The sequence below is a fragment of the Amycolatopsis cihanbeyliensis genome (assembly GCF_006715045.1).
GTDB classification, from domain to species: Bacteria; Actinomycetota; Actinomycetes; order Mycobacteriales; family Pseudonocardiaceae; genus Amycolatopsis; species Amycolatopsis cihanbeyliensis.
Genome location: NZ_VFML01000002.1, coordinates 730,311 through 755,801 on the forward strand (window position 1 = coordinate 730,311; position 25,491 = coordinate 755,801).

General features: G+C 69.6%; 17 protein-coding genes. 4 read left to right on the top strand and 13 right to left on the bottom strand.

All coding sequences use genetic code 11. From position 1 onward, the window contains the following. From FB471_RS32005 to FB471_RS32045, 9 genes are all read right to left on the bottom strand, one after another. On the bottom strand, positions 1–1,425 hold the full coding sequence (locus tag FB471_RS32005; protein ID WP_142003548.1) for an EboA domain-containing protein: 1,425 nt from the start codon (positions 1,423–1,425) through the stop codon (positions 1–3). Next, the gene (locus FB471_RS32010; RefSeq protein WP_142003960.1) at positions 1,422–2,270 is read right to left on the bottom strand and encodes an SCO3242 family prenyltransferase; all 849 of its coding nucleotides are present in this window, start codon (positions 2,268–2,270) and stop codon (positions 1,422–1,424) included. The genes FB471_RS32005 and FB471_RS32010 overlap by 4 nt, the downstream gene beginning before the upstream one ends. Before the next feature lie 125 nt (positions 2,271–2,395). Beyond that, the gene (locus FB471_RS32015) at positions 2,396–3,553 is read right to left on the bottom strand and encodes an inositol-3-phosphate synthase (RefSeq protein ID WP_142003549.1); all 1,158 of its coding nucleotides are present in this window, start codon (positions 3,551–3,553) and stop codon (positions 2,396–2,398) included. 75 nt (positions 3,554–3,628) lie between these two features. Further along, positions 3,629–8,200 carry a ThuA domain-containing protein gene (locus FB471_RS32020; protein ID WP_142003550.1) on the bottom strand — a complete coding sequence of 1,524 codons (4,572 nt, stop codon included), beginning with the start codon at positions 8,198–8,200 and terminating at the stop codon, positions 3,629–3,631. An 88-nt stretch (positions 8,201–8,288) separates the two neighbouring features. Continuing rightward, positions 8,289–9,437 (bottom strand): Gfo/Idh/MocA family protein, encoded by a 1,149-nt coding sequence (locus FB471_RS32025; protein ID WP_142003551.1) that lies wholly within the window; start codon positions 9,435–9,437, stop codon positions 8,289–8,291. Positions 9,438–9,489: 52 nt separating this feature from the next. Further along, a complete protein-coding gene (locus FB471_RS32030) occupies positions 9,490–10,542 on the bottom strand; it encodes a substrate-binding domain-containing protein (protein ID WP_142003552.1) in 1,053 nt (350 codons plus the stop codon). After that, a complete protein-coding gene (locus FB471_RS32035) occupies positions 10,539–11,594 on the bottom strand; it encodes an ABC transporter permease (protein WP_142003553.1) in 1,056 nt (351 codons plus the stop codon). The genes FB471_RS32030 and FB471_RS32035 overlap by 4 nt, the downstream gene beginning before the upstream one ends. After that, positions 11,591–13,078 carry a sugar ABC transporter ATP-binding protein gene (locus tag FB471_RS32040; protein WP_142003554.1) on the bottom strand — a complete coding sequence of 496 codons (1,488 nt, stop codon included), beginning with the start codon at positions 13,076–13,078 and terminating at the stop codon, positions 11,591–11,593. The genes FB471_RS32035 and FB471_RS32040 overlap by 4 nt, the downstream gene beginning before the upstream one ends. A gap of 222 nt (positions 13,079–13,300) precedes the next feature. Further along, complete coding sequence (locus FB471_RS32045) at positions 13,301–14,836, bottom strand: ArnT family glycosyltransferase (protein WP_142003555.1); 1,536 nt, start codon at positions 14,834–14,836, stop codon at positions 13,301–13,303. Between the two features lie 240 nt (positions 14,837–15,076). On the opposite strand from FB471_RS32045, the gene FB471_RS32050 reads away from it, so the two are divergent. Both FB471_RS32050 and FB471_RS32055 read left to right on the top strand, forming a co-directional pair. Further along, positions 15,077–16,036, top strand: coding sequence for an ArsR/SmtB family transcription factor (locus FB471_RS32050; protein ID WP_142003556.1), 960 nt, complete (start codon positions 15,077–15,079; stop codon positions 16,034–16,036). Between the two features lie 172 nt (positions 16,037–16,208). Continuing rightward, the gene (locus FB471_RS32055; protein WP_142003557.1) at positions 16,209–17,336 is read left to right on the top strand and encodes an acyltransferase family protein; all 1,128 of its coding nucleotides are present in this window, start codon (positions 16,209–16,211) and stop codon (positions 17,334–17,336) included. Positions 17,337–17,350: 14 nt separating this feature from the next. Here FB471_RS32055 and FB471_RS32060 read toward each other — a convergent pair whose 3' ends face one another. Together FB471_RS32060 and FB471_RS32065 are read right to left on the bottom strand one after the other, a co-directional pair. Continuing rightward, complete coding sequence (locus tag FB471_RS32060) at positions 17,351–18,247, bottom strand: alpha/beta fold hydrolase (protein WP_142003558.1); 897 nt, start codon at positions 18,245–18,247, stop codon at positions 17,351–17,353. Next, complete coding sequence (locus FB471_RS32065; protein WP_142003559.1) at positions 18,244–20,775, bottom strand: molybdopterin-dependent oxidoreductase; 2,532 nt, start codon at positions 20,773–20,775, stop codon at positions 18,244–18,246. Before FB471_RS32065 ends, FB471_RS32060 begins: the two co-directional genes overlap by 4 nt. 161 nt (positions 20,776–20,936) lie before the next feature. Between FB471_RS32065 and FB471_RS32070 the strand changes: the two genes are divergently transcribed. Then, entirely contained in the window at positions 20,937–21,503 is a 567-nt protein-coding gene (locus tag FB471_RS32070; RefSeq protein ID WP_211358302.1) for a TetR/AcrR family transcriptional regulator, read from the top strand. Here the strand turns inward: FB471_RS32070 and FB471_RS32075 are convergent. Beyond that, positions 21,500–22,060, bottom strand: a complete 561-nt coding sequence (locus FB471_RS32075) for a methyltransferase domain-containing protein (RefSeq protein WP_142003560.1) — start codon at positions 22,058–22,060, stop codon at positions 21,500–21,502. The two genes, FB471_RS32070 and FB471_RS32075, sit on opposite strands and share 4 nt — an antisense overlap. Positions 22,061–23,412: 1,352 nt before the next feature. Between FB471_RS32075 and FB471_RS32080 the strand changes: the two genes are divergently transcribed. Next, entirely contained in the window at positions 23,413–24,039 is a 627-nt protein-coding gene (locus FB471_RS32080; RefSeq protein WP_142003561.1) for a hypothetical protein, read from the top strand. A gap of 45 nt (positions 24,040–24,084) precedes the next feature. Here the strand turns inward: FB471_RS32080 and lpdA are convergent, their stop codons facing one another. Beyond that, positions 24,085–25,485 carry a dihydrolipoyl dehydrogenase gene (lpdA, locus tag FB471_RS32085; RefSeq protein WP_142003562.1) on the bottom strand — a complete coding sequence of 467 codons (1,401 nt, stop codon included), beginning with the start codon at positions 25,483–25,485 and terminating at the stop codon, positions 24,085–24,087. Positions 25,486–25,491: the final 6 nt, after the last annotated feature.

The following is a 25,491-nucleotide window of genomic DNA, read 5'->3' on the forward strand; positions in this document are numbered from 1 at the left end:
TCACCTACCCTCCAGGATCGCCTGTGCGTCGGCCGGGACGGTGCGCCCCGCGGCCTCGCGTTCGGCCACGTAGTCGGCCACCATCCGGACCAGCTCGTCGTCGGTGCGTTCGGTGAGGCCGGACACCGCCGCCACCGGCACGCCGACGAACAGGCACTTCAACACGCCGTGCCGCCAGGAGTGCGCGTCGAGGTGCCGGGCCGCGAACGGGCCAAGCGCACCCGCCACCAGCCGGATGTCGTTGGTGCGCAACGCGTCCTCGACGATCTGCTTGCCGGTTTCCGCGACCGCGTCCGGCAGCAGGTGCAGGCCGCGCAGGACCCCCCTTCGTTCGGCCGCGTCGCCGTAGCGGTAGAGGTCGAGCACCTCGGCGGCCAGCTCGGCCGGGGGCAGCACGGCGGCGAGCGCGCCGAGCAGCCTGCCCCTGGCGAGGTCGTCGACCGTGCCGTGCACCAGCCCTTCCGCGTCGGTCTCCCGGTGCAGGGCCGCCCTGCCGACCTTGCGGCCCACACTCGGGAACAGGGTGCGCACCGCGGTCGGATCCTCCCGGAGCGCGCGTTCCGCCTCAGCCAGCCACGGGTGCTCCGGGCCGCCGTGCAGGGCCGCCCGCAACGCGCTGATCGACCGCGCGGCCACCTCGGGGGCCGCGTGGCTGTGCCGGGGCAGCTCGACCGCGGCCACCCCGGCATAGCCCACCTCGGACAACGCCCGCAGCGTGCCGGCAAGATCGAGCTCGCCCTCGCCGAACTCGAGATGCTCGTGCACGCCGGGGAGCATGTCGTCGAGCTGCACGTTGAACAGCAGTGGGCCGGCCTGCCGCACGCAGTCGGCCGCGCTGGTCGGCTCGACGGCCACGCAGTGGCCGACGTCCAGCGTGACCCCGAGCAGGTCGGGGTCGCCCAGTTCCTCGCGCAGCCGCAGTACCTGCTCCAGCCGCCACACGAAATGACCGGGCTCCGGCTCCATGGCCAGCCGCACGCCGCGGCGGGCCGCCTCCTCGTGCACCGCCGAGACACCGGTCAGCAGGCGCTGCCATGCCGTGGCCTCGTCCAGGTCGTCGGGCTTGGCCCCGGACCAGAAGGAGACGCAGTCCGCCCCGAGCTCCGCGGCGATCCGCAGGGCACGCCGGAGGAAGTCGATCCGCACCTCCGGCTCGCCGGACAGCAGGGTCGGCTGGTGCTTGCGGCGCGGGTCGAGCAGGTAGCGGGCACCGGTCTCCACGACCACCCGCAGCCCGAGTGCGCCGACCCGGTCCCCGACCGTGCGCACCCGCGCCGGCAGGTCGTCGGCGAAGGGGTCGAGATGGGAGTGGTCCAGGGTGAGCGCCACCGCCGTGTAACCCAGCTCGGCGAGCACGGTGAGCGCGTCGTCCAGCCGGTGGTTGGCGAAGCCGTTGGTGCCGTACCCGAGGTGGAAGGGAGTCATGTGGGGCTCACCTTCCTCGCCAGCCTGCGGGCCAGGGGCAGCGCGCCTGCCAGCAGCGCCGCCACGCGCGGCGCCCCGGCACGAGCGGCGAGGCCCGCCTGTAGCGGGACCATGCCGTGGATACCGGCCGCGGTGGCATCGCGCACCCGCTCCGCCGAGGGCTCCCGCGCCGCGTCCAGCTGGGCGCGGCCCACGGTGGCCAGGTAGCCCGCGCCGAAACCGAGCGCGGTCAGCCGCTCGGACGGTGAACGGCCACGCCCGGGTACCACCAGCCCGCCGGCGACCGCGGTGCCGGCCAGCGCGACCCTGGCGAGCGCGCGGGAACCGCCGTGCACCTCGCCCCCGGACAGCACGGTCACGCCGAACGCGTGGGCGCCGAGTGCCGCCGCCGGCGGCGCGGCGGCCCTCCGGCCGCCCGCGCCGAGCAGCACGTCCAGCGCCCGGCAGGCGGCCATGCCCAGCGGCCCGGCCGGGGTGCCCTTGAGCCGGGTGTCATAGGCCCAGACGGCGGCGGCGAGCGCACTCGCGGTGCCCATGGCGCGCCGACCGCCGCCGAGCCCGGCCAGCCCGAGCCCGGCGGCGGTCAGGACGCCCCCAGTGGTGAGCGCCGCGCCCGCACTCACCCTGCCGGAAGGGATCGGCCGCTCGGGGCGTTCGACCGCGTCCAGCTCGCGGTCGGCCCAGTCGTTGAGCGCCATCCCGGCCCAGTAGAAGGACGCCGAGGCCAGCGGCAACAGCATTCGCCTGCCTCGCATCGGTTGCCCGGTCGCCGCGGCACCGGCCACGGTGTCGCCGAGCACCGTCAGCGCCGCCGGCGCGCGGACCAGCTCGACCCAGGCCCGCAGTGTTTGTCTGGAAACGCGCGACACGATCGGCGCGTCAGCGCCTCCGTGAGGGTGGCGTGGGGAGCCGGGCGGGAGCGCGTTCTTCCACTCGCCACCGCACGTCTCAGCGGTTTTCGGATGCTCCATCACAGCTTCGCCGCCCAGCCGGCCAGTTCGGCAGCCTGCTCGGCGAGCCGGTGCTCGTCGGTGCCCATCGGGTCCTTGAAGTAGAAGCCGAGCGCGCCCAGCGGCCCGGTCTGCCCGGCCGCGTGCGCGGCCGAGGTGAACCGCGCCAGATCCAGGACCAGCGGGGCGGCCAGCGCCGAGTCGTAACCGGTCCAGGTGAACTGCAGGGACATCCGCGCGCCGAGGAAGCCCTCGAAGGAGACGTTGTCCCAGGCCATCTTCTGCTCGCCGAGATCGGGAACGTTGTCGATGTGCAGCGGTGCCACCACGTCCTCGCCGAGCAGGGTGGCCAGGCCGCGCCCCTTGGAGGCCAGCTTGCTGCCCGCGTGTTCGGAGTCGGCAAGGGTCAGCCCGTCCCCGCCGCCGAGCAGGTTGGTGCCCGCCCAGGAACGCACCCGCAGCGCGCGCGAGGCGAACAGCGGGGCGAGGGCGCTGCGCACCAGGGTCTCACCCGTCTTGCCGTCGGAGCCGGCATACGGCAGGGACTGGCGGGCGGCGAGATGCTCCAGCGCGGGCAACCGGATTCCGGTCGAGGGGGTGAAGTCGACGTAAGAACAGCCCGCGCGCAGGGCGGCGTAGGCGGCCAGCGAACTCGGCGGTAGCACCGTGCGTCCCGGCACGGCCATCGCCGCTTCCAGCGCCTCCAGCGAACCGTGTTCGGGCAGGCCGGGAAACGCCGGTTCGGTCGAGGACACGTTCAACACCACGACCCTGGCCAGGCCGTGTCGCCGCGCGAAGTCGGTGATGTCGTCGGCCAGCCTGCGGGCCGCGTCGGTCTGCGAACCGGAATTTGTCGCGGGATGGTACCCCTCGCGCAGTTCCGACTCGACCGTGTCCAGCCGGCCCCGGACCGCGTCCAGGACTCGAGGGGGAACGACCCCGGCCTCGCTCAGCTGAGCGGCCCGCTCGGCCAGCGGGGTGGACACGATGTCATGCCCACCGACAACGAGATCCTCCCACGCGGGAAGGCGCAGTTCGTCGAAGTGCGGCTGGGCGCTGACGCACCCTGTCGCGGGCACGACCCCCGCACGCAGGGCAAGCAGCCCGGTAATGGCCGTGGTGGCCACCGAACCACGCGCTCCGATCAGCCAAAGCCCTGTGGGTGCCGCTGCATCCATATGTCCCCAGCCCCTTCCTCAGTCAGACGGCAGGCAGAAAGCGGGCCGGGGAGGACGTCCGCCCCGGCCCTGCCGTCAGGTTCTACTCGCTTCAGCCGGCCACGCAATACCTCCCGCCACACCTTCGATACGGTCGATCATCGTTTCGGCATCCCGAACCAGCGTGTCGCGCACCACCGCGTCGGCCACCAACCCGGCATCGCCGGCCAGTTCGGCGAACGAACGCAGCTTCCGGACCGACTTGGCGTCCTTGCCCTTGGCCTCGGCCTTGCGGGCCTTGCCGAACTCCTTGGACAACGAGGTGTACGCGGACAGCGACAGCCGGTTGCTGGCCCGGAACCGGGTCAGCAGCTGGTCGATGTCCCGCATCGAGGTGGTGGAGGCGAACCACACCGTCTGCTCGGCGCTGTGCCCCGCCACATCCGTCGCGCTCACCTCGAGGGTGTGCACCCCGAGCGGCAGCCGGTGCAGCGGCACCGCCTGACCGGAGGTGATCTGCTGCCCGTCCAGGGTGGCCGACTGGGTGGCCACCCCGGAAGCCGCGTCCGTCGCCCGCCAAGAGACCACCAGGTCGGTGGCGTCCCCGTAGACCTGGCCGTTCGCCACGCCGGCCACCATCACGGTGGGTTTGGTGGCGTCGATCTTCACCGTCGCCGCCTTGTCCGGCTCGACGTTGCCCGCCTTGTCCACGGCTCGGTAGAGCAGGGTGTGCTCCCCGTCCCCGCTGATGGCGACCGGCTCGCGGTAGGTCCTCCAGTCATCACCGTCCAGGCTCCACTCGATGCGGTCGATTCCGGAACCCTCGTCGGTCGCATTCAGCGTCACCGAGACGTCCCCGGCGTGCCAGCCGCTCTCGCCGGGCTCGGTGAAGCTGGCCGTGGTGACCGGGGCGGCCGCGTCCAGCTCCTTGATCTGGACGTTCCGGAAGGACACGTCGTCGGCGTCGCCGTGGTTCTGGATGCCGACGAACCCCTGGGTGAGGTCGCGGTCCGGGTCGGTGCTCACGAAGTCGTTGATCAACGTCCCGTTCAGGTGGACCTGGATGGTCTGCCCGCGCACCACGATCTCGTAGGAGTTCCACTCGCCGGGCGGGTTCAGCGCCCCGTCCCTGGCTTCCAGGTCCGCGGACTGGAAGCCGTAAACCGAACCGGTGGTCCGTTCCGGCGCGTCGGTGGCGTCGATCTGGATCTCGTAGCCCTGGTTCACCGCGAGCCAGGGGTCGTTGCCGGGGTCGGGGAACCCGATGAAGACGCCGGAGTTGTCGTCCCCCGCCATCTTCCAGTCCAGCTTGAGGCTGTACGCCCCGAACCGCTGCTCGAACCAGTACAGGCCCATGCCGCCGACCGAGGCGATCGAGCAGTCCGGCTGGTGGGCGAAGGAACCGGGCCCGGCCTGGTTCCAGCCGCTCATACTGTCCTCGGTGCCGTCGTAGAGCATCCGGTAGCCCTCGTCCGGTTGCGCGGGCTCGCAGGCCTGCGTTCCCGGATCGGCGACCCCGGAGCCCCGCACGTTCAGCACGTCCACGTCGAACAGCCCGCCGGTACCGCTACCGCGGAACACCAGGTACAGCGGTTGCGTACCACCCGGGTCCGGGATGACCTTCGGCGCGATGTCGACATAGCTGTCCCAGCCACCGGTGTTGGCCACCTCGATCGTCTGCAGCAGCTCGCCGTCCACCGCACCCGAGCGGACCTCGATCGTGCCGCCCGCGCCTCCGGAGGAGACCCGGTAACCGATGCCGTCCACACCGGTGAGGTTGACCGGGTCGAACTCGAGCCAGTCCCCGTCGTCGATGTAGCCGACCCGCTTGCCTCCGCTCGCACCATCGGCTTCGACCACCTGGACGCCGTTCTGCTCGGTGAAGAACTCGGCCTGCTTGACCTTCGGTTGCAGGACGTGCTCGTCCTCACCGGTCAGTTCCGGCGCACCGGGGGCACCGTTGTCGGTGTAGTAGGCGTTGATCACGCCGAACACGTTGGCGTCCAGCCCGTGACCCTCGTCACCCGGCGTCTCGAGCACACCCTCGCAGCCGGTCGCCCTGCTCAGTGGGTGGCCGTGGGCATCGTGGCCGAGGATGTACTCCACGGTGACCCGACCGCAGTCGATCTGACCGTCCTCCGGATCGGTCACGGCGACCTCGAACGGCACCGTGTCGCCGAAGCCGAAGAACCCGCCGTCGACCGGCGTCCGCAGGTCCACCGTCGGCGCGGTGTTGCCTGCGGTGACCACCACGCTGGCGGCGCCGGCCAGCCCGGTCTCGTCGGTCACGGTCAGCTTCGCGGTGTACTGGCCCGCTTCGGCGTAGGTGTGGGACACCGGCCCCTGCTCGCCCGAGTCGGTGCTGCCGTCCCCATCGAAGTCCCAGGCATAGCTCAGCGGGCCACCATCCGGATCGGTCGTGCCGGAAGGATCGAAGGTGACCTCCAGCGGAGCCGGCCCGGAGGTGGTGTCCGCGCTCAGTTCGACCTGCGGCGTCCGGTTCCCCTTGGTGTAGTCGATCCGGTAGACGGCCGACTCCGGCGAGCCGCCGAAGTACCCGGTGCCGTAGTCCAGCACGTACAGCGAACCCTCCGGACCGAACTCGAGGTTCATCGGCCGGACGAGTTCCATCGAGTCGAAGAACGGCTTGATCTCGCCGCGCTCGCCCTCCGGCCCGACGGTGATCTCCTTGATCCAGCCCCGATCCCACTCGTAGGCGAAGTTCTTGCCTTCGTAGTACTCCGGGAACTTGGTGACCGAGTCGAGCTCGGGGTCGTAGTCGTAGGTCGGACCGCCCATCGGCGACTCACCACCGGTGCCGAACTCCGGTACCGAACCACCGTCGTACGGGATCCAGGCGGGCTGGACCGGTGGCAACTCGGTGAGCCCGGTGTTGTTCGGGCTGTCGTTGCGCGGTGTCTCGCAGTCGAAGGCCTCCCCGGAGGTTCCGCTGGCGAAGTCGTAGTCGACGAACGGCTGATTGTCCCCGACGCAGTACGGCCACCCGTAGTTGCCAGGGCCCTTCACCAGGTTGAACTCGACCGTTCCGCCGGGCCCACGGTCCGGGTCGGCCGAGCCGGCGTCCGGGCCGTAGTCGCCGACGTACAGCCAGCCGGTCTCCTTGTCCACCGCGAACCGGAACGGGTTGCGGAAGCCCATGGCATAGATCTCCGGCCGGGTCCTGTCCGTTCCGGGCTCGAAGAGGTTGCCATCGGGGATGGCGTAACCGCCGTCCGGCTGGACGTCGATCCGCAGGATCTTGCCCCGCAGGTCATTGGTGTTGCCCGCGCTGCGCTGCGCGTCGAAGGCCGGGTTTCGGTCGGAGCGCTCGTCGATCGGCGTGTAGCCGTCCGAGGAGAACGGGTTGGTGTCATCCCCTGTGGACAGTAAGAGGTTGCCCTGCCCGTCGAAGTCGATCTCCCCACCGGCGTGGCAGCAGGTGCCGCGGTCGGCGGGAACCCGCAGGATCTGCTGCTCGCTGGCCAGGTCCAGGGTGCCGTCCGCGGCCAGCTTGTACCGGGAAAGCTGGTTGTAGCCCTCGAACGGCGCGAAGTCCTCCGCGGTGCCGTTCGAAGGCGCGTCCCCGGCCGGGGTGTCCAGTGGGGGTGCGAAGTAGAGGTAGACCCAGTTGTTGTCGGCGAAGTTCGGATCCACGGCGACACCCTGCAAACCGTCCTCGTCGTGGTTGTAGACGTCCAGCTTGGCCGCCAGCGAGGTGGTGGCCGCCGGAGTGGTCAACCACACCTCACCGTCTCGCGAGGTGTGCAGTACCCGCCGGTCGGGCAGCACCGCCATCGCCATCGGCTCGCCGGTCTCCGGCTCGCCCTTGGCCAGGGTGACCTGGTCGAAGTCCGAATCGGACGGTTGCTCGCCCTGTTCCGGTGGGGAGCAGTCCGCCGCGCGCTCGCCGGTGGCGTACAGGATGCCGCCGAGCAGGTGGGAGCGGAACTGCGGGTCGGCGTAGGACTCGCTGGTGTGGCCACCGCCGGTGTACCAGGATCGACCACCGCTGTTCTCGTGGCACCAGGCGATCGGGTGGTCGCCCATCGCCCCGTCGCCTGGTTGGTAGCTGGACTCGTCCAGCGAGGCCAGCACATGCACGTCCTGCCGGGGGTTCTGCTGGTAGTTGTACCACTCGTCGGTGCGGGGCCACTGGTACGGCAGCTCGGCGGTGGAGGGATGCTGCCGGTCCTCCACGTTCACCGTGGCTTCCTGGATATGCGGGTGCGACTGGAAGTACGCGCCGACCAGTTCGCCGTACCACGGCCATTCGTACTCGGTGTCCGCGGCCGCATGCACGCCCGCGTAACCCCCTCCGCCCTCGATATAACGTTCGAAGGCACCCTGCTGGGAATCGTTCAACACGTCGCCGGTGGTGGAGAGCCAGACGACCGCGTCGAACCTGGCCAGGTTGTCATCGGTGAACGCGCTCGCGTCCTCGGTCGTCTCGACGGTGAACCCGTTGCTCTCCCCCAGTCCCCGTATCGTGGAGATCCCGTCCGGGATGGAGGCGTGCCGGTACCCGGCGGTCTTGGAGAACACCAGCACGTTCGCCACGTGCTGGGTTCCCGGCTGCTGCTGTGTCTGCGGTTGCGCCGCACTCACCGCGGAGAAGGCGCCGGCACCGAGCCCGGTACACAGGGCGAGCGCGGCCGCGCCGATCCGCATGGTTCGTCTTTTCGCTGAGTGGCCTTGTCTGGTACTCCTGCTTCGCTGCACTGGTACCTTTCTCCCTCGCTAGCCGTACAGCACCGTGTTAGATGGCCGACCACCGTGACTCGTCGGCCGAACTGCGCTCCACCGCTTCCAGCACGCGTTGCACCCGCAGGCCGTCGGCGAAGCTCGGTTGCGGCTCCTTTCCGTTACCGATCGCGGTAAGCAGGTCCGCGATCTCGTGGGTGAAGGTGTGTTCGTAACCGAGCAGGTGCCCCGGCGGCCACCACGCACCGAGATAGGGATGATCGGCCTCGGTGACCAGAATGCGCCGGAACCCTGTCGTGCCGGTGGGTTCCTCCCCGTCGTAGAACCACAGCTCGTTCATGGACTCGAAGTCGAAACTGAGGCTGCCGCGGGATCCGTTCAGCTCGATCCGCATGGCGTTCTTCCTGCCCAGCGCGTACCGGGTCGCCTCGAAGGTCGCCAGCGCACCGCCGGAGAACCTGCCGAGAAACACCGCGGAGTCGTCCACGGTGACCTCGTCGGTGCCCTCGCCGTCCGGCAATGGCCGCCTGTCCACGAAGGTCTCGGTCCGGCCGGTCACCCCGGCGAGGACGTCCCCGGTGACGAACTGGGTGGCGTCCACGATGTGCGCGCCGATGTCGCCGAGTGCACCGGAACCTGCCTGCTCCCTGCGTAGCCGCCAGCTCATCGGCGCGCTCGGGTCGGAGAGCCAGTCCTGCAGGTACACGGCACGCACGTGCCGCAGCCGCCCGAGCCTGCCCTCGGCCACCATCCGCCTGGCCAGCGCGAGCGCGGGCACCCTCCGGTAGTTGAAGGCCACCATCGAACGCACACCCCGCTCGCCTGCCCGACTCGCGGCCCGCGCCATCAGTTCGGCCTCCGCGACCGAGTTCGCCAGCGGCTTCTCGCACAGTACGTGCTTTCCCGCGTCCAGGGCCGCGGTCGCGATCTCGGCATGCGTGTACCCCGGTGTACAGATGTCGACCAGGTCGATGTCCTCCCGCTCGAGCAACGCCCGCCAGTCGGTCTCCACCGACTCCCACCCGTACCGCTGCGCGGCCTCCTTGGTCCTGCGCTCGTCGCGCCCGCAGAGCACGGCCATCCGCGGCGTCAGTGGGACGTCGAAGAATCGGTGCACGCTGCGCCAGGCATGCGAGTGCACCGCTCCCATGAACGCATGGCCGACCATGGCCACGCCGATGGAATCCCCCGGCAGCTCACTCATTCGGTTCCCCTTGTCATGTTGAGACAGTTACTGTGCAAAGAGTGTTGTGTACTCAGGAGTCGAAGCCGACGTCCATATAGGAGTCGACGTTCTCCTTGGTGACGACGGCGGAGTAGGTGGTCACCTCGGCCGGGATCTCGTGCTCGGCCAGGTCGCCGATCCCCTTGCCCTGCCCGAGCAGCCTGGCCAGCGCGATGGCCGAGGAGGCCATCGAGGGGCTGTAGAGGACGGTCGCCTTGACCGGGCCGGAGTCCTCCTTGATCAGCCGCATCATGTTCGTCGAGCCCGCGCCGCCGACCATGAAGAAGTCGTCCCTGCCCGCCGCGTCGATGGCGGCGACCACGCCGATACCCTGGTCGTCGTCGTGGTTCCAGAGGGCGTGCAGGGTGGGCGCGCCCTGCAGCAGGTTGGCCGCCTCCTGCTGACCGGACTCCGGGCTGAAATCGGCCGCCGCCCGCGGGCCTACGCTGAGCCCGTGGCGTCGCAGCGCGTCGCTGAAGCCCTTGCTGCGCTCCTGGGTCAACGGCAGCGCGTCCGTACCCGCGATCTCGCCGATCACCGGGTTGCTGATGTTCTGCCGCTCCAGCTCCTCGGCGATGTAGTTCCCGGCGTTGACCCCCATCCGGTAGTTGTCGCCACCGATCCAGGTGCGGTACGCCAGTGGGCTGTCGAACACCCGGTCCACATTGATCACCGGAAGGTCGGCGTCCATTGCCTGCTGTGCCACCGCGGTGAGGGCCTTGCCGTCGGAGGGAAGGATCACCAGCACGTCCACCCCGGCGTTGATCAGCGACTCCACCTGCGCGATCTGCTGGTTGACGTCGTTGGTGCCCTCGGTGGCGTTCAGCGTCACGTCGCTGTAGTTCTCGGCCTGTGCCTTGGCGTTGATCGTGACGGCCGCCATCCAGCCGTGGTCGGCCGCGGGCGCGGAGAACCCGATGGTGACCGGCTGGCCGGGCTCGGAGTTGCTGCCCTGGTTCGCCGCGGCGGCGTCCTGCTGCTGCGGCTCGTTCGAGGTGCAGCCGGTGAGTACCGCGCCTGCGCCGAGCCCGGCCGCACCGAACAGGAATCCGCGTCGTGCGAGCAGGCTTGCCTTGTCTGTCATGGTTTGCTCCCGTCGGCAGCTGTGGATTGGGGCCCGGTACTACGTGGTTGTTTCGGCTTTCCCTTGCGGCGAGCCGAGGTGGTGTGCTGCAGCAATACGGCGCCAACGATGATCGCGCCCTTGGCGATGGCCTGGATGTCGGTGTCGAGGTTGTTCTGGGTGAAGATGCTGCCCAGCACGGTGAAGATCAGGACGCCGATGAGGGTGCCGACCAGGCTGCCGCGCCCCCCGGAGAGCAGGGAACCGCCGATGACCACCGCCGCGATGGCGTCGAGCTCGTAGAGCTGGCCGCTGGTCGAGGCGCCCGAGGTGGTGCGGGCGACCACCATGATCGCCGCGATGCCGCAGCACAGCCCGCTGATGCCGTAGACGAGCGCGGTGTGCCACTTGACGTTGATCCCGGACAGTCGGGCGGCCTCCGCGTTGCCCCCGACGGCGAAGGTGCGCCTGCCGAAGGTGGTGCGATTGAGCACGATCCAGGCCACCACGAACACCAGCGCCAGCATGATCACCAGCACCGGGATGCCGAACAGGGAGCCTCGGAAGAAGTCGTTGAACCCGGTCTCGGTCACCACCTGGGTCTGCCTGCCGCTGAGCCGTTCGGCGAGCCCGCGGGCCGAGGCCATCATCGCCAGCGTGGTGATGAACGGGACGACTTTCCCGTAGGAGATGAGCACCCCGTTCACCATCCCGCAGCCGAGACCGACCAGCAGGGCACACAGCACCATGACCACCGGGCCGTAGGACTGGGTGGCGAGCGTGGTCATCCAGACGCTGGAGAGGGCGACGATGGAGCCGACCGAGAGGTCGATGCCCGCCGCGATGATCACGAAGGTCATCCCGACGCTCACCACACCGATGGCCGCGGCCAGCCGCAGCACAGTGGATAAGTTCGCCTCGGTGAGGAACGTCTCCGGCTGGGTGATGTGCCCGACCACGCACAGCAGGACCAGCACGCCTGCCAGCCCGACCAGGCGGATGTCCAGCGGGAAGGAGCGGCGCCGCGTCTCCTCCTGCGGGCGTACCGGCGGCCGGTCCAGAGTGTCCGTCATGCCGCCTTCCCCTCCATCACCATATCCAATACGTCCTTTTCGGTCAGTTCGTTCGACGGCTTGTCCGCGACCACCTGGCCGTCCCGCAACACCAGCACCTGGTCGGCGAGCCCGAGCACCTCGGGGATCTCGCTGGAAACCAGCACGATGGCGACCCCGCTCGCGGCGAGCTCGTGGATCAGCCGGTACAGCTCCGACCGCGCGCCGACATCCACTCCCCGGGTCGGCTCGTCCAGCAACAGCACCCGGCAGCCGTGCACCAGCCACCTGGCCACCACGGCCTTCTGCTGGTTCCCGCCGGACAGCGTGCGGATGATCCGCCGTGGATCAGCAGGCCGGAGGTCCAGTCGCTCCAGTGTGGACTCCGCGTCCCTCGATTCCTTGGAACGGTGGCTGAACCCGAGGCTGCTGTAGGCCGGCAGGCTGGCCAGGGTGACGTTGTGCGTGACCGACATGTCCAGCAGTAGCGCCTGGCTCTTGCGTTCCTCCGGGGCGAGCCCGACCCCGGCGTTCACCGCTGCCGCGACGCTGCCGGCGAGGAGGGTCTTACCCCCGATGCCGACCTGCCCGGCATCCGGCTTACGCGCGCCGAAGATCGTCTCCAGCACCTCGCTGCGGCCCGCGCCGACCAGCCCGGCCAGCCCCACGATCTGCCCCGCGCGTACGGAGAAGCTGACATCCTCGAACTCGCCCGCCCGGCTCAGCCCGGACACCCGCAGCACTTCCTCGCCGAATCCGGCCGAGCCCTCGCCCTCCTGCCGGAAGACGTTCTCCACCTTGCGCCCCGCCATCAGGTCCACCAGGTCGCCCGCGGGGGTCTCCCGCGCGTCCAGGTTGGCCGCCACGGTCCGGCCGTCCTTGATCACGGTGACCCGGTCACCGATCCGGCGGATCTCCTCCATCCGGTGCGAGATGTAGACCACCGCGACTCCGTCCGCGGTCAACTCGCCGACGATCCGGAACAGGTTGTCCACCTCGTCGGCGGCCAGCGCGGCCGTCGGCTCATCGAGCACGATCAGCCGGGTGTCGTGGGCCAGCGCCCTTGCCATCGAAACCAGTTGCTGTGCCGCCGCGGGCAGTCGCCCGACCTCGGCCTCCGGGGAGATCTCCGGATGCCCCAGCCTGGCCAGCAGTGCGGTCGTCTCCGCCCTGGCCACCCCGGGCCGGGTGAAGCCGAACCGGGAGCGCTCATGCCCGAGGAACACGTTCTCGCGCACCGAGAGGGTCGGGATCAGGTCCAGCTCCTGGTACATGGTCGCGATGCCCAGCCGCAGTGCGGCCACCGGCGAGTTGAGCGTGACCGCGGCGTCCCGCCAGCGGATCTCCCCCTCGTCCGGCTGGTGGGCACCGGCCAGCGTCTTGATCAGCGTGGACTTGCCCGCCCCGTTCTGGCCCAGCAGGCAGTGCACCTCACCGGCCCGTACCTCCAGTTCGACCCCGTCGAGCGCGCGCACCCCGGGGAACGACTTCACGATGCCCCGCATCCACAGCAGCGGCCGATCGGACTGTGCGACACCCTGATTATCGCTCGGCGCGTGCAGACTTACATTCACCTTGCCCTCACTTCGTCCGGTGCCATGCAAAAGTAGTGTGACCACAACCACCCGTCAAGGTGATACAGGGTCAGCCGGATGATTACGCAGCGCGTTTACGCACCTCAGCGCACGGAACTTCGGTTCAAAACAAGCAGAAGTGTTGCCGAACCGTCACCAACGGAAGGTCATATGCCGGAACTCGGGCCACAGCTGGGCCCAGGGAGCCACTCGTCCGGTGCACAGCCACACCGGAGCGCCCTGGCTGCTGTTGTTGATCCGGTGCTCGTTGTCCAGGCTCGCCACCTGCCGGACCTCGGCGAAGTAGGGCAGCAGCCGCTGCCGGTCCGCCCCGACGAACAGCGTGCTGGTGGCCTCCTCCGATGGGGCGCCGAAGTACCAGGCGCCCCGGCTCCCGCTGTGCACCGGCGGCAGCCCGCGGTCCGCGGCGAACTTCTCCACCGCCGCGGCCTGCCAGTAGCTGTCGGTCACGATGCTGACGTTCGCGCGCCGCTCGGGCGGCAGCGCCCAGTACGCGTTCGCCACGTCCTCGGCGACCTGTGGCCAGCCGAACTCTTCCAGCGCCATGTTCATCGGGCTGTACGGCTCGCCCGTGTACTCCGAGACAGGGGTGATCGGGAGCCCGCTGATCGCGACCGCCGCGGACACCGCGTACGCGGGCACCAGTCCCCAGCGCAGCCAGCGGCGGGGCAGCCCGCGGCACATCTCCACCGCTCCGGCCGCGAAACACAGCGCGAACAGCCCGCCGACGTAGTACGGCCGCCCGGCGTTGATCCAGAACACCGCGGTGACGCCGAGTACCGTCCAGCCGAGGAAACGGTACGGTCGCAGCCGGTCCGACCGCAGCAACCACCAGGTGCCGAAGGCGAACAGCACGGCGCCGACCACGACCCCGGCCTGGTGCAGGGCCATGGACAGGAAGGTGGAACGTCCGCCCGCGAAGGCGACCTCCTGCGCCACGGTCTCGTTCATCTCCAGCTGCGGCCAGCCGTGCGCGGCCTGCCAGATCAGCGTGGGCGTGGTCGTCACCACCGCGATGGCCGCGCCGACCCACAGCAACGGCCTGCGCAGCAGATCCCTTGGCCCGAGGATCAGCGCGGTGATCGCCACGAGCACCCAGAAGATCGGGATGAGGAACTTGGTCTGCAACGCCAGTGCGGTGACCAGGCAGGCTCCCAACAGCCAGCGGTCGTCCGGCGCGCCCTCGTCCCGCAGCCGCACCCAGTGCACGAGCAGCCAGACGGTCACCGTCCAGAGGAAGGCGTCGACCGTGTGGGTCGCCACGATGTGCCCCGCCCCGGCGAGCAGGAACGGTGAGCAGGCATAGGCCCCCGCGGTCATCAGCTGCGGCAGCCTGCCGCCACCGAGCTCGCGCGCGGTGAGTGCGGCCACCACGATGCCGGCCCCGGTGAGCAGGATGGGCAGCAGCCGGAAGCCGACCACCGAGTCCGGGAACAGCAGGTCCATCGCTCGCGCCAGCAGCGGGACCAGCGGTGGCTGGTCGGCGTACCCCCAGTCCAGGTGCTTGCCCGCGGAGATGAAGTAGAGCTCGTCGCCGTGATAGCCGTAACGCCCGGCGAACGCGAGCAGCACCGCCATCGCCGCACCGGCCACGGTCAGCACCGGGCCGAGCGCGAACCGGGAGACGGTGCGCTCGGGTGACGGGTCGGTGATCTCTCGCGACGGCATTCCCCGCCCACCGTAGCCCGCCCGGCCCAAGAGCCCTGAACGTGGCTTTCGAGACGTCAGACGTCCCAATAGTGCCGTTCGCGACGTTTGACGACCTTAACGCCACGTTCAGGGCCCTCGGTGGCGGGCTTCCACCCCCACGGAAGCCCGCCACCGGGGCACAGCCAAGCGCACTGCTCCGGCCGGGTACATGTCTTCGAACCAGCTCGAATCGGCGGCCGGCCCCGCTAGCCTCGGAGTGTGATCGTGCTGCGGTTCGATACGGCGACCATCGCGCGAACCCGACTCGCCGTATCGCCCATCATCGAGGCGTTGGTCTGGCTCGAGCTGACCGTGCACGGCCGGCGCCACCCGGTGTTCGGCGACCCCGGCCCGCGTGCCCGCGGCGCGCTCGGACATCCCGACGTCGCGCTGCTGGCCGAGTTGCAGCCGCCAGGAGGGTCCGGCTACACCGCCGACCTGCTGACCCCGCAACCGCGGCGGGTGCCGCCGGAGGACCTGCTGGAGGCCCAGCTGGCCGACCTCGAGGCCACCAGCCAGCACGAGGTCGAGCGGCAGGTGATCACCTACGCGGAGGCACACTGGGGGCAACCGGTGCCGCGGCGGGTGCGTTCGCTGGCCGAGTCCGGGCAGTTGCCCCGCAGGGCGGCCGCCGGGCTCGCCCGGTTCTGGCGCGAGACACTCGCCGAGGACTGGCCGACGCTGCGGGACGCACTGGACGAGGATCTGGCGCGCCGAGCCAGGACCATGGCCACCCACGGGGTCGGTCGCCTGCTCGGCACCCTGCATCCGCAGCTCACCTGGACGGGTGGCTCGCTGCTCGTCGACAAGCCCTACGCCGAGGAACGAGATGTCCGGGACCGCGACGTGGTGGTCGCGGCGAGCCTGTTCACCTGGCCGCAGGCCATGGTGCAGGTGGACGATCCGGACCAGCTGGTCATCTACTACCCGGCGACCGGCATCGGCGACGACCGCAGCCCCAGCCGGCTCGCGGAGGTCTTCGGCGCGACCCGCGCGCAGTTGCTGGCCGACCTGGACAGCGGGCGGTCGACCTCGGAGCTGGCGACCCGGCACGACCTGTCCCCGGCCACCGTGTCGTACCACCTGCGGGCCCTGCACCGGGCCCGGCTGGTCGTCCGGAACCGGGACGGTCGGCGTGTGCTGTACCAGCGCAGCAGCCAGGCCGAGGCCCTGCTGTGACGGGCGATCACACCAAGCGTAGCGAGCGAACCACCCGGTGTAGCACATGCCCGCCCGGCCGAGGGATACGCGGAGTACTTCGTTAGTGTCTGGGCCGCCGCGGCCCCGTACACCAAGGACCCTCGTGCTCCCCACGCCTGCCCCGCCCGGGGCTACGACGTCTCGACGCCAGATGAACTGGGACGTCATCCGGGTGGTGGCGATCCTGTTCGTGGTGTCCGGCCACGTGACGAACCTGGCGCCCAGCCTACCGGGGATCGAGGGGTATCCGTTCACGTTGAGTGTTCCGTTCGGCACCGTGACCCTGCTGGTGCTGTCCGGCTACTTCATCGCCCCGACCATCCGCAGGCGGGAGACCGGGCGCTGGCTCCGTGCGCGACTCGCCCGGCTGCTGCCCGCGTACCTGGTGGCTTTGCTCGTGGTCTACCTGATCACCCGCTGGGCGGTGGTCGGCTTCAACGGCTGGCACCACGAGCCCGGCGTGCTGGGCATTCTGGCCGCGGACCCGGTCGCCCCGGCGGGCGCCGCCGAGCACACCCGCTGGCCGGTGCCGGACCTCGGTGACCTGCTCGCCAGTATCCTGCTGGTGCACGAGTGGGACACCGAGTTCTTCACCCGGATCGACAACTCCTACTGGACGCTGCCGATCCAGGTGGCGGCCTTCACCGGGACCGCTCTGCTGTGGCGCAGCCGGTTCCGCCGCGTCAGCCCGCCCGTGGTGCTGTGGACCGTGCTCGGCATCTCGGCCGCCTGCCCGATACTGAGCCTGCTGGTCACCAGCCTGCCTACCGCCTCCGGCCTGTACTACGCGCATCTGTTCGCCGCAGGGGTGGCCATCTGGCTGTGGGGACAGCACCGCCTCCGCACCGCGCAGTTGCTGCCGATGCTGCTGCTGAGCGTGATCCTGCACGCCTTCCGCACCGGCTCGCCGCAGCTCGCCTCGGTGATCGGCTTCACGATCATGCTCGGCCTGATCTGCGCGGCCGCCCGGGGTCCGGACTGGAACCTGCGGGTCCTGCGTGCCCTGCGCCGCCCGATCACCTGGCTGGCCGGGATCAGCTACTGCCTGTACCTGGTGCACCAGCAGCTCGGCTACATCATCGCGCGGGCCCTGTCCGACGCCGGTATCTCCTCCGGCTGGCTGCGCCTGACCCTGGTGCTCGCCGCGGTGATCCTGGCGGCCTGGCTGCTGACCGTCCTGGTCGAACGGCCCGCCTACCGCAGGCTCGCCCGCCGCCCGGCGGCCCGCACGGCGGTCAGCCCGGATCGTCCGGCCACACCGGCAGAGGCCAGGGCCTGACAGCCGGCCGGGGCCTACGCGCTGCCGGAGTGACCGTCGCTGACCGGAGGACGTCCGCCCTGGTCCAGCGGCGCCCTGTACCGGAAGTGCTCGACGAGCATCGTCGCGAGCGTTTCCGGTGCGGCCTCGGGGATCCAGTGGCTGACGCCGGGTAGTACCCGGAGGGTGAACCGGCCCGACGCGTGCCGCCGCGCCAGTTCCGAGCCCCGGCGCAGCACCGCCACGTCCCGGTCGCTCCAGACCTGGAGCACCGGTACGGGCGTGGTCGATCGCAGCGCGCCCGGTGCGGTGAACGGCGCTCCCCGATACCAGTTGAGGCCGCCTCTGGCCAGCGCACGGGACGCCAGCCGCGCCGCATCCCGTTCCGCCGCCCCGCGGTCCTGCCCGCTGGCGAGCAGGAACCGGGTGAGCAACGTGCGGCGGCGCAGCAGGAGCTCGGGCAGCACGGGCAACTGGAACAGGTACATGTACCAGGACCGCACGAGCTGTGTGCTGCTCAGCATCGAGCGCAGAAACGCCCCCGGATGCGGGACGGACAGCGCGGTGAGACTCCGCACGAGGTCGGGCCGTCCGGTCGCGAGGGTCCACGCCTGTACGGCGCCCCAGTCGTGGCCGACCACGTGCACCGGCTGCCCGATCCGGTCGATCGCGGCGACCGCGTCGCCGGTTAGGGCACTCGACCGGTACGCAAGCCTGGACCTCGGGCTCGCCGTGGCCGACGCGCCACGCAGGTCGGGCGCGTAGGTCCGGTACCCGGCACCGGTCAGCAACGGGGTCAGTGCCTGCCAGGAGCGGTGGTCCTGCGGCCAGCCGTGCAGCAACAGGACGGGTTCGCCGGCGAGCGGCCCCACGTCGGCCACCGGGAACCGCAGTGCCCCATTGCGGAACTCCGCGATCCTGGCCGGGGTCACGGCCGTGCTCCCGGTGCGGTGTGCTCGGCGAGCACCTCGATGCGCGCGGGCACGGTCTTGTGCCAGGGGGTGCCGAAGAACTTGTCCCTGCGGGCCGCCGAGGTCAGCGAGTTCGGGGCGACCCCGACGGCCTCGGCGCCGTTCTCGCCGGGGTAGGACACGCCCATCCCGTTGGGCAGGGAGATATGACCGGCCTGCATGATGTCGGTGACCTCCACCGGGGTCAGGGCGGACCCGTTCTCGGTGACCACCCGCACCACGTCGCCGGTCGCCACACCGAGCTCGGTGGCGTCGGCGGGGCAGACGCGCAACGCGCCCTGCTTGTCCCTGCGCCGCCATTCGGGGTCGCGGATGATCACGTTCGCGGTGAAGGACCGGCGCTCTCCCGCGGAGAGGACGAAGGGGAACTCGGCGGTGGTGTAGCTGGGCTCGACGCCGTCGATCCTGGCCAGTTCCGCGAGCAGCTCCGGGATCGCGGCGTGGATCTTCCGGTCCGGGTGCTGGATGTAGTTCCAGGCGTCGGCGTACCGGTCCTCGGTGAACAGCACGCCTTCGCGGCGGGTGCGGAACGCCTCGAAGAGCTGCTCGCCAAGGTCGAAGCCACGCGCGGTGAACCCCGCCCTGACGACGGCGTCCGGGTGGGCTATCGCGCACAGCTGCGCCATCCCCCAGATCAGGGCCACCGGTTTCTCGGTGGCCGGCAGTGTCGCACCGAGCGTGCGGTAGAGCAGGTAGGGCGCCAGCCCGGCCAGTTCCGGCCGCCGCCGCACGGTGGCGAAGAACGCGAGCGCGAACGCCCGCCTGCTCACCCTGGCCGCGGCGGTCAGCTCCGCGATCAGCGTGTCCTCGACGACGCCGAGCCGGTCGACGATCGCGGCGTAGATCTCCGGTTCCGGGCGGGTGCCCGGCAGCGGGTCCAGCAGCGGCGCCCGCACCTGGAACACGTTGTGCGGGAAATGCAGGGTGAACAGGGAGGACTCGTACTTCTCGAACTGGCTGGCCGCGGGCAGCACGTAGTCGGCACAGCGGGCGGTCTCGGTCAACGCGACGTCGACGACGACTGACAGGTCCAGTGTGGACATAGCAAGGCGGAACCGTTCCGACTCGGCCAGCGAGTGCACCGGGTTCGAGGCATCGATCCACATTGCCCGGAACCGGTCGGGATGGTCGGTGAGGATCTCGTCGGCGATCGCGTTGCAGGGGATCAGGCCGCCGATCACCCGTGCGCCGCTGACCGGTGTGCTGCCTTCGATGTTCGACCGGCCCAGCGTGTCGGCGATGTGCCGAGCCGAGGGTACCGCCACGGATTCGAAGAACAGCCGCAGTGTGGCGTCCGCGATCCGGTCGGCGAGGCGGCTGCCGCGGCCCCTGGCCGCGAGCGCCATCGCCCGGCGCAGCGGCCGCGCGCCCCAGCGCATCGCGGCCAGGCCCAGCGCGCGGCGGAGGCGGTCTCCCCGTGGCGGGCCGTCCGCACGTGGGATCGGATGCCAGCGCCCGGCGATCGGGAACACCCAGGAGTGCGGGTGCACCCCGCCGGGCTTGGCGAAGTTGCCGGTGAGGATCCACAGCATCTTGTTCAGATAGGACACCAGTGTGCTGTTCGGCGACTGCTGCACCCCGAGGTCCTCGTAGGTCGCCGCGCTCTCCGCCGCGGCGATCCGCCGGGCTGCGGCCCGGATCTGTTCCTCCGGCACCCCGCAGCGGCGGGCGTAGTCGCCGACGTCGATCGCGCCCAGGGCGGAAAGCACCTGCTCGATCCCGACGGTGTGCTGGTCCAGCCAGTCCTGCGCGGTCAGCTCCTCCTGTACCAGAGTGGCCGCCAGTGCGGCGACACACCAGGCGTCAGTACCCGGTGCGACCTGTAGGTGGATGTCGGCCATCGCGGCGGTCTCGCTCACCCTGGGGTCGATCACGATGATCGCGCGGTCCGGGTCCCTTGCCAGCTCGCGCAACACCGGGCGGGCCCTGGCCACCCCGTGCGACTGCCAGGGATTCTTCCCGATGAAGATGGCCACCTCGGTGCGCTCGAAGTCGCCCGCGGTGTGGTTGCCGTGCAGCTGCTGGTCGACCCATCCCTCGCCGGTCTTCTCCTGCGCCAGGGCGTTGGACATGAACCGCGCGCCGACCGCATGCAGCAGGGCTCTCCCGTAGGCACCGCCGAGGTGGTTGCCCTGTCCCCCGCCGCCGTAGAAGAAGATGGTCTCGCCGCCGTGCTCGTCGCGGACCGCGGCGAGCCGCACTGCGATCTCGTCCAGCGCGGTGTCCCAGTCGATCTCCTCGAAGGTGCCGTCCTGGCGGCGGCGCAGCGGCGCACGCAACCGGTGCGGGTCGCTCTGGTACTTGTCCAGCCGCAGTGGTTTCTCGCAGGTGTAGCCGGCCGAACCGGGATGGTCCTTGTCGCCCCGGATCTTGACCAGGTTCCGGTCGGCGACTTGCACCTCCAGCCCGCAGTTGCACTCACACAGGATGCAGGCCGTCTTACCCCACCGAGCCTCGTGCGCCGCGTCGGCGGCGGGCCGGGTCGTCATCGCGCGCTCCCTCGGTCGTCGGGTCCACCTCGTTAGGTGTTACTCGAAGTCATAGTGACCTATGTCGATCGTCATAACCCAGTCATGTGCTGCACGTCACACATCGGACCGAGTTCGTCGTGAGTCAAGAAAGATAAGCGGCCAAGGCTATACTGATCGACATGAGCTCGGGACGCGATCGGATGCTGGACGGAGCCATCGCGGTGTTTCGCGAGCGGGGCGTCGCGGGCACCTCGCTCACCGAGATCGTCGAGCGATCCGGCACCCCGCGCGGCTCGCTCTACCACTACTTCCCCGAGGGCAAGACGCAGCTCGCCACGGAGGCGACCGAGCGGGCAGGCCGGTTCATGGGCGCGACCATCAGCTCGCTGGCCGCCGCGGGAGACCCACTCGACGCGATCGGCACGATCATCGAATTCTTCCGCGGTCAGCTCGAGTCAGGCGATTTCGAGTCCGGCTGCCCGGTCGCGGCGGGCGCGCTCGGCGGTGCCGAATCCGAGGGTGCCCGGCGCGCGGCGGGCGAAGCGTTCACCTCGTGGGAGTCCACGATCGCCGCGGCCCTGTGGCAGCACGGGGTAGCCGCCGACCGGGCGGAGACGATGGCCACGCTGGCCATCGCCGCGATTGAGGGCGCGCTCGTGCTCGCCCGCGCGCAGCGCAGCACCCGCCCGCTGGACCGGGTCGCCACGGAGCTGACCGCCCAGGCGCGCCTGCTACTGGGACGCTAACGTCGTTCTGCTGCGCCAGGGTCAGCTCGGCCGCCCAATGGCCAGGCCAGCGGTCCGTCCGGATCGTCCAGCCACACCCACTGGCGCTCGCGCCGGACCGTCAACCCGAACCGAGACCACCCAGGTTCACCCTGCTCGTGCCACAACGCCGCATCGTCCTCGATGCTCGCCCGCAAGCGGCGCGGACCACCTTCCCACACGTGCCGGATGCCGTCGCCGCTAGTGGAGAGTTCGCACCACGACCCGTCCCGACTGGTGAAGAAGACCGGGCCGGGCCGACCGGTCTCCGCGTCCATGGCGTATCCGAACTCGATCCGGCCTTCTTCACGCAGGTGCACGAGGAACCACAGCGGGCCGTTCTCCCATACTCGTTCGAGCGTCAACGAGGTTGTTCGGTGCGTGGCGTCATGGCGATCACGCAGGGGCGTATCCGCACGCTCGACGCGAAAGTCCGGTGACCGGATCTGCATGAAGGTGGCGTTGCCCGAATCGAACCGCCCCTCCAGTTGATCTGGTTCGCGGCGCAGTAATACCAGGTTGCCGATGGCCGCGTGCACAGGACCGGCCCCAAACCGGTCCGCGTCGTCGCGCGCTCGATCAACGGGGCGGGAACGACCAGCACGTCGAAGTCCGCACCGGCACGAGCCAGCACGGAGTAAGGCGCGACGCTCCACCACGACCACGCCTGACGCGGGTGCCGGAACGTTCGGCCAGACAGCATCACGGGAAGCAGCCCTTCGACCGGCGTCGGGGTATGCCCCAACGTGTACTGCCGCCCGTCCCAGACCGATCCGGGGAGTACACCCCAGCCGTGCAGCGTGTATCGCACCGCGGCCACCCGGAGTTGCTTGGAGTACTGCCTGGTCACGTCTCGACTACTCGTCATGCTCACTGGCGATCCCGCCCGACTGCCGACTCGGAGTCCGTGCAAGCACGACGAGGCAGGGATCCGAGGGGAGCGGAGTCCCGCCTCGCCGTGCCCGGTTCCGGCCGGTTCGCCAGAGGGCCACTCGGGGGAAGAAGCCAACGAACCAGCCGGAGGCCTGAACAAACCTGCGAACAACCATCGGAGCAGGGAACCTCGGCGCCGTGGACGCGCCCGCTGGTGATCAGGAGTCGGGGATGCACACGCCTTCAAGATCAAGAGGCAACGTGGACAGGCGCTTCCCGGGGGCGCACACACCGCGGCCGGCCAGAAGTGGTCGCCACACACCCTGGTGAACCGTCTTCCACTCGACATGGCCTCCGCCATGTCGTCATCCGACACAGCGTGGTCCGTCGGCCTGCCGGTACTAGTCACCCACACGGTGTGCTTCCACGTTGCCATCGGGTCCCTCCTGAGCCTTCGGTCGCTTACGGACAACAAAACCGCAGGTCGGAGCCCCAATACACCCCGTGAGACAGTGATCTTGTGGAACAGCCAGTCCCTGCTCAACCGGGACACCTTGCTGCATGCTGGTCACGCGATACGGTTCGTGCCCACCAGCGAGGGAGGGGTCATGCCGTCTGCCGTACGAAGCCTGCGCCAGGAACAGCGGGAACTCGCGGCGAAACTACGGGCCGAGCACAAAACCTGGGTCGAGATCGCCGCCGCATTCTGCGAGCGTTACGGAGTGAACGTTCGTGCTGCCCTTCGCATGGCACGCGACTGGAGTCAGCGGGACGCCGCCGACCAGTGGAACCGTCGCTGGCCTGCTGAACCCAAAACGTTCAAGAACTTCTCGTACTGGGAACTGTGGCCCGGCCCAACAGGCCACGCGCCGTCACTCGACGTCCTGAGCCGACTCGCCGAGCTGTACGAGTGCAGCATCTCGGACTTGGTGAGCGACTGCGCCGACTTCCGTGCGGCCGATGCGGTCTTCCGAGACAACAGTAAATTGGCGCCGCTGCCCCCACCGATGGCAGCCAGGTGTCCCCTCGAAACCTGCAAGAAGCCGTCACCAAGTGGGAGCAGATCGACGTACACGAACTCGCCCGGCTCACGGCGGCGTGGGCCAGCCGCGCAGGCACCGGGGTTAATCGTCGGGCCCTGCTACTGAAGCTGAGTACTGCGCTTGCCCTCGCAGCCGCGTCACCGGCGTTAGCTGAAGACTCCGACGCGGAGATCGATTCCGCCACGGCCACGGTAGACGGCGACCTGTCCGGCATCTGGCACAGCCACTACATCTTCACGAGCACCGGACGCGCCAAGGACCTCGCGGGCGAGCACTACGTCGTGACGCATCATCGCGGTAACCGATTCACGGGCGAGAGCGTTCCAGCAGAAAATGGATCTCAGCTGAACCTCGATCTGACCCTGAACGGCTCGGTAGCCACCGGCACCTGGTCAGAACGCACCTCACCGGCCGGTTACTACCGTGGATCCGTCTACCACGGCGCCTTACAACTGGTTATCGACCCGATGGGCAAGACCATGAGGGGCATGTGGGTCGGCTTCGACCGCGAGTTCGCCGTCGACTCGAACACCTGGGAGCTGAACTGGATCCAAGCCCCGGCCGGTAAGTCGACTCTGCGCGAGTACCACTTCAAGGTCTAACGGACGCCTTCCGAGCCGGACAGCACCAGCGCGCGAGACCAGGTCTCACATGTTGATCATGTGGCCGGCGAGGCCGTGGATGGCTTCCTTGACGGCCTCACCGAGGCTGGGATGGGCGTGCACGTTACGGGCGACCTCGTGCACGGTCAGGTCCCACTGCTGGGCCAGGGTCAGCTCCGGCAGCAGTTCGGTCACCTCGGGGCCGATGAGGTGCGCGCCCAGCAGCTCCCCGTACCTGGCGTCGCTGAGGATCTTCGCGAAACCGACCGTGTCGCCGAGCCCGTGGGCCTTCCCGTTGGCGGTGAACGGGAACTTCGCCACCTGGACCTCGTAGCCCTGCTCGCGGGCCTGCTCCTCGGTCCAACCGAAGCTGGCGATCTGCGGCTGGCAGTAGGTCGCACGCGGGATCATGCGGTAGTCGAGTTCCATGGTCTCGGCGTCCGCGATGGTCTCGGCGGCGACGATGCCCATCGACTCGGCGGCGTGGGCGAGCATCAGCTTCGCGGTCACGTCGCCGATGGCGAAGATGTGCGGCACGTTCGTGCGGCAGCGGCCGTCCACCTCGATCGCGCCACGCTCGGTCGGCCGGACACCGGTGTTCTCCAGGCCGAAGCCTTCCACCTTGGGCTGGAAACCCATGGCCTGCAACACTTTGTCCGCTTCCAGGGTCTGCTGCTCGCCGTCCCTGGTCACCGTGACGACGACGTTCTCCCCACTGTCGTCAATGGAATCGACCCGGGTGGAGGTGAGTACCTCGATACCCAGGCGACGGTACCGGCGGGCGAGTTCGGCGGAGACCTCCTCGTCTTCCAACGGGACCATCCGGTCCAGGAACTCGACGATGGTGACCTTCACCCCGTAGTTGTGCAGCACGTAGGCGAACTCGACGCCGATCGCCCCCGCGCCGGCGATCACGATGCTGTCCGGCAGCTCCGACTCGAGGATCTGCTCCTCGTAGGTCACCACCCGCTCGCTCACCGAGGTCCCCGGCAACAGTTTCGCGCTCGCCCCGGTGGCGATGATGCAGTGGTCGAAGGTCACCGTGTCGGTCCCACCCTCGCTCCGCCGCACGTCGACGGAGTTCGGTCCGGTGAACGTGCCATGGCCGGTGAACTGGGTGATCCCGTTCTTCTTCATCAGGAAGTGCACGCCCTTGACCCGGCCGTCCGCGACCTTCCTGCTGCGCTGGTACGCGGCGCCGTAGTCGAAGGTGACCGGCCCGTCCGCCTGGATACCGAAGGTCCGCGCCTCGTGGGTGAACAGGTGCGCCAGCTCGGCGTTGCGCAGCAGGGCCTTCGACGGGATACATCCGACGTTCAGGCACACCCCGCCCCAGTAGCGTTCCTCGATGATCGCCGTGTCGTATCCGAGCTGAGCGGCCCGAATCGCCGCTACGTACCCACCAGGACCGGAACCCAGCACCACAACGTCGAAATGCTCACTCATGTGGGT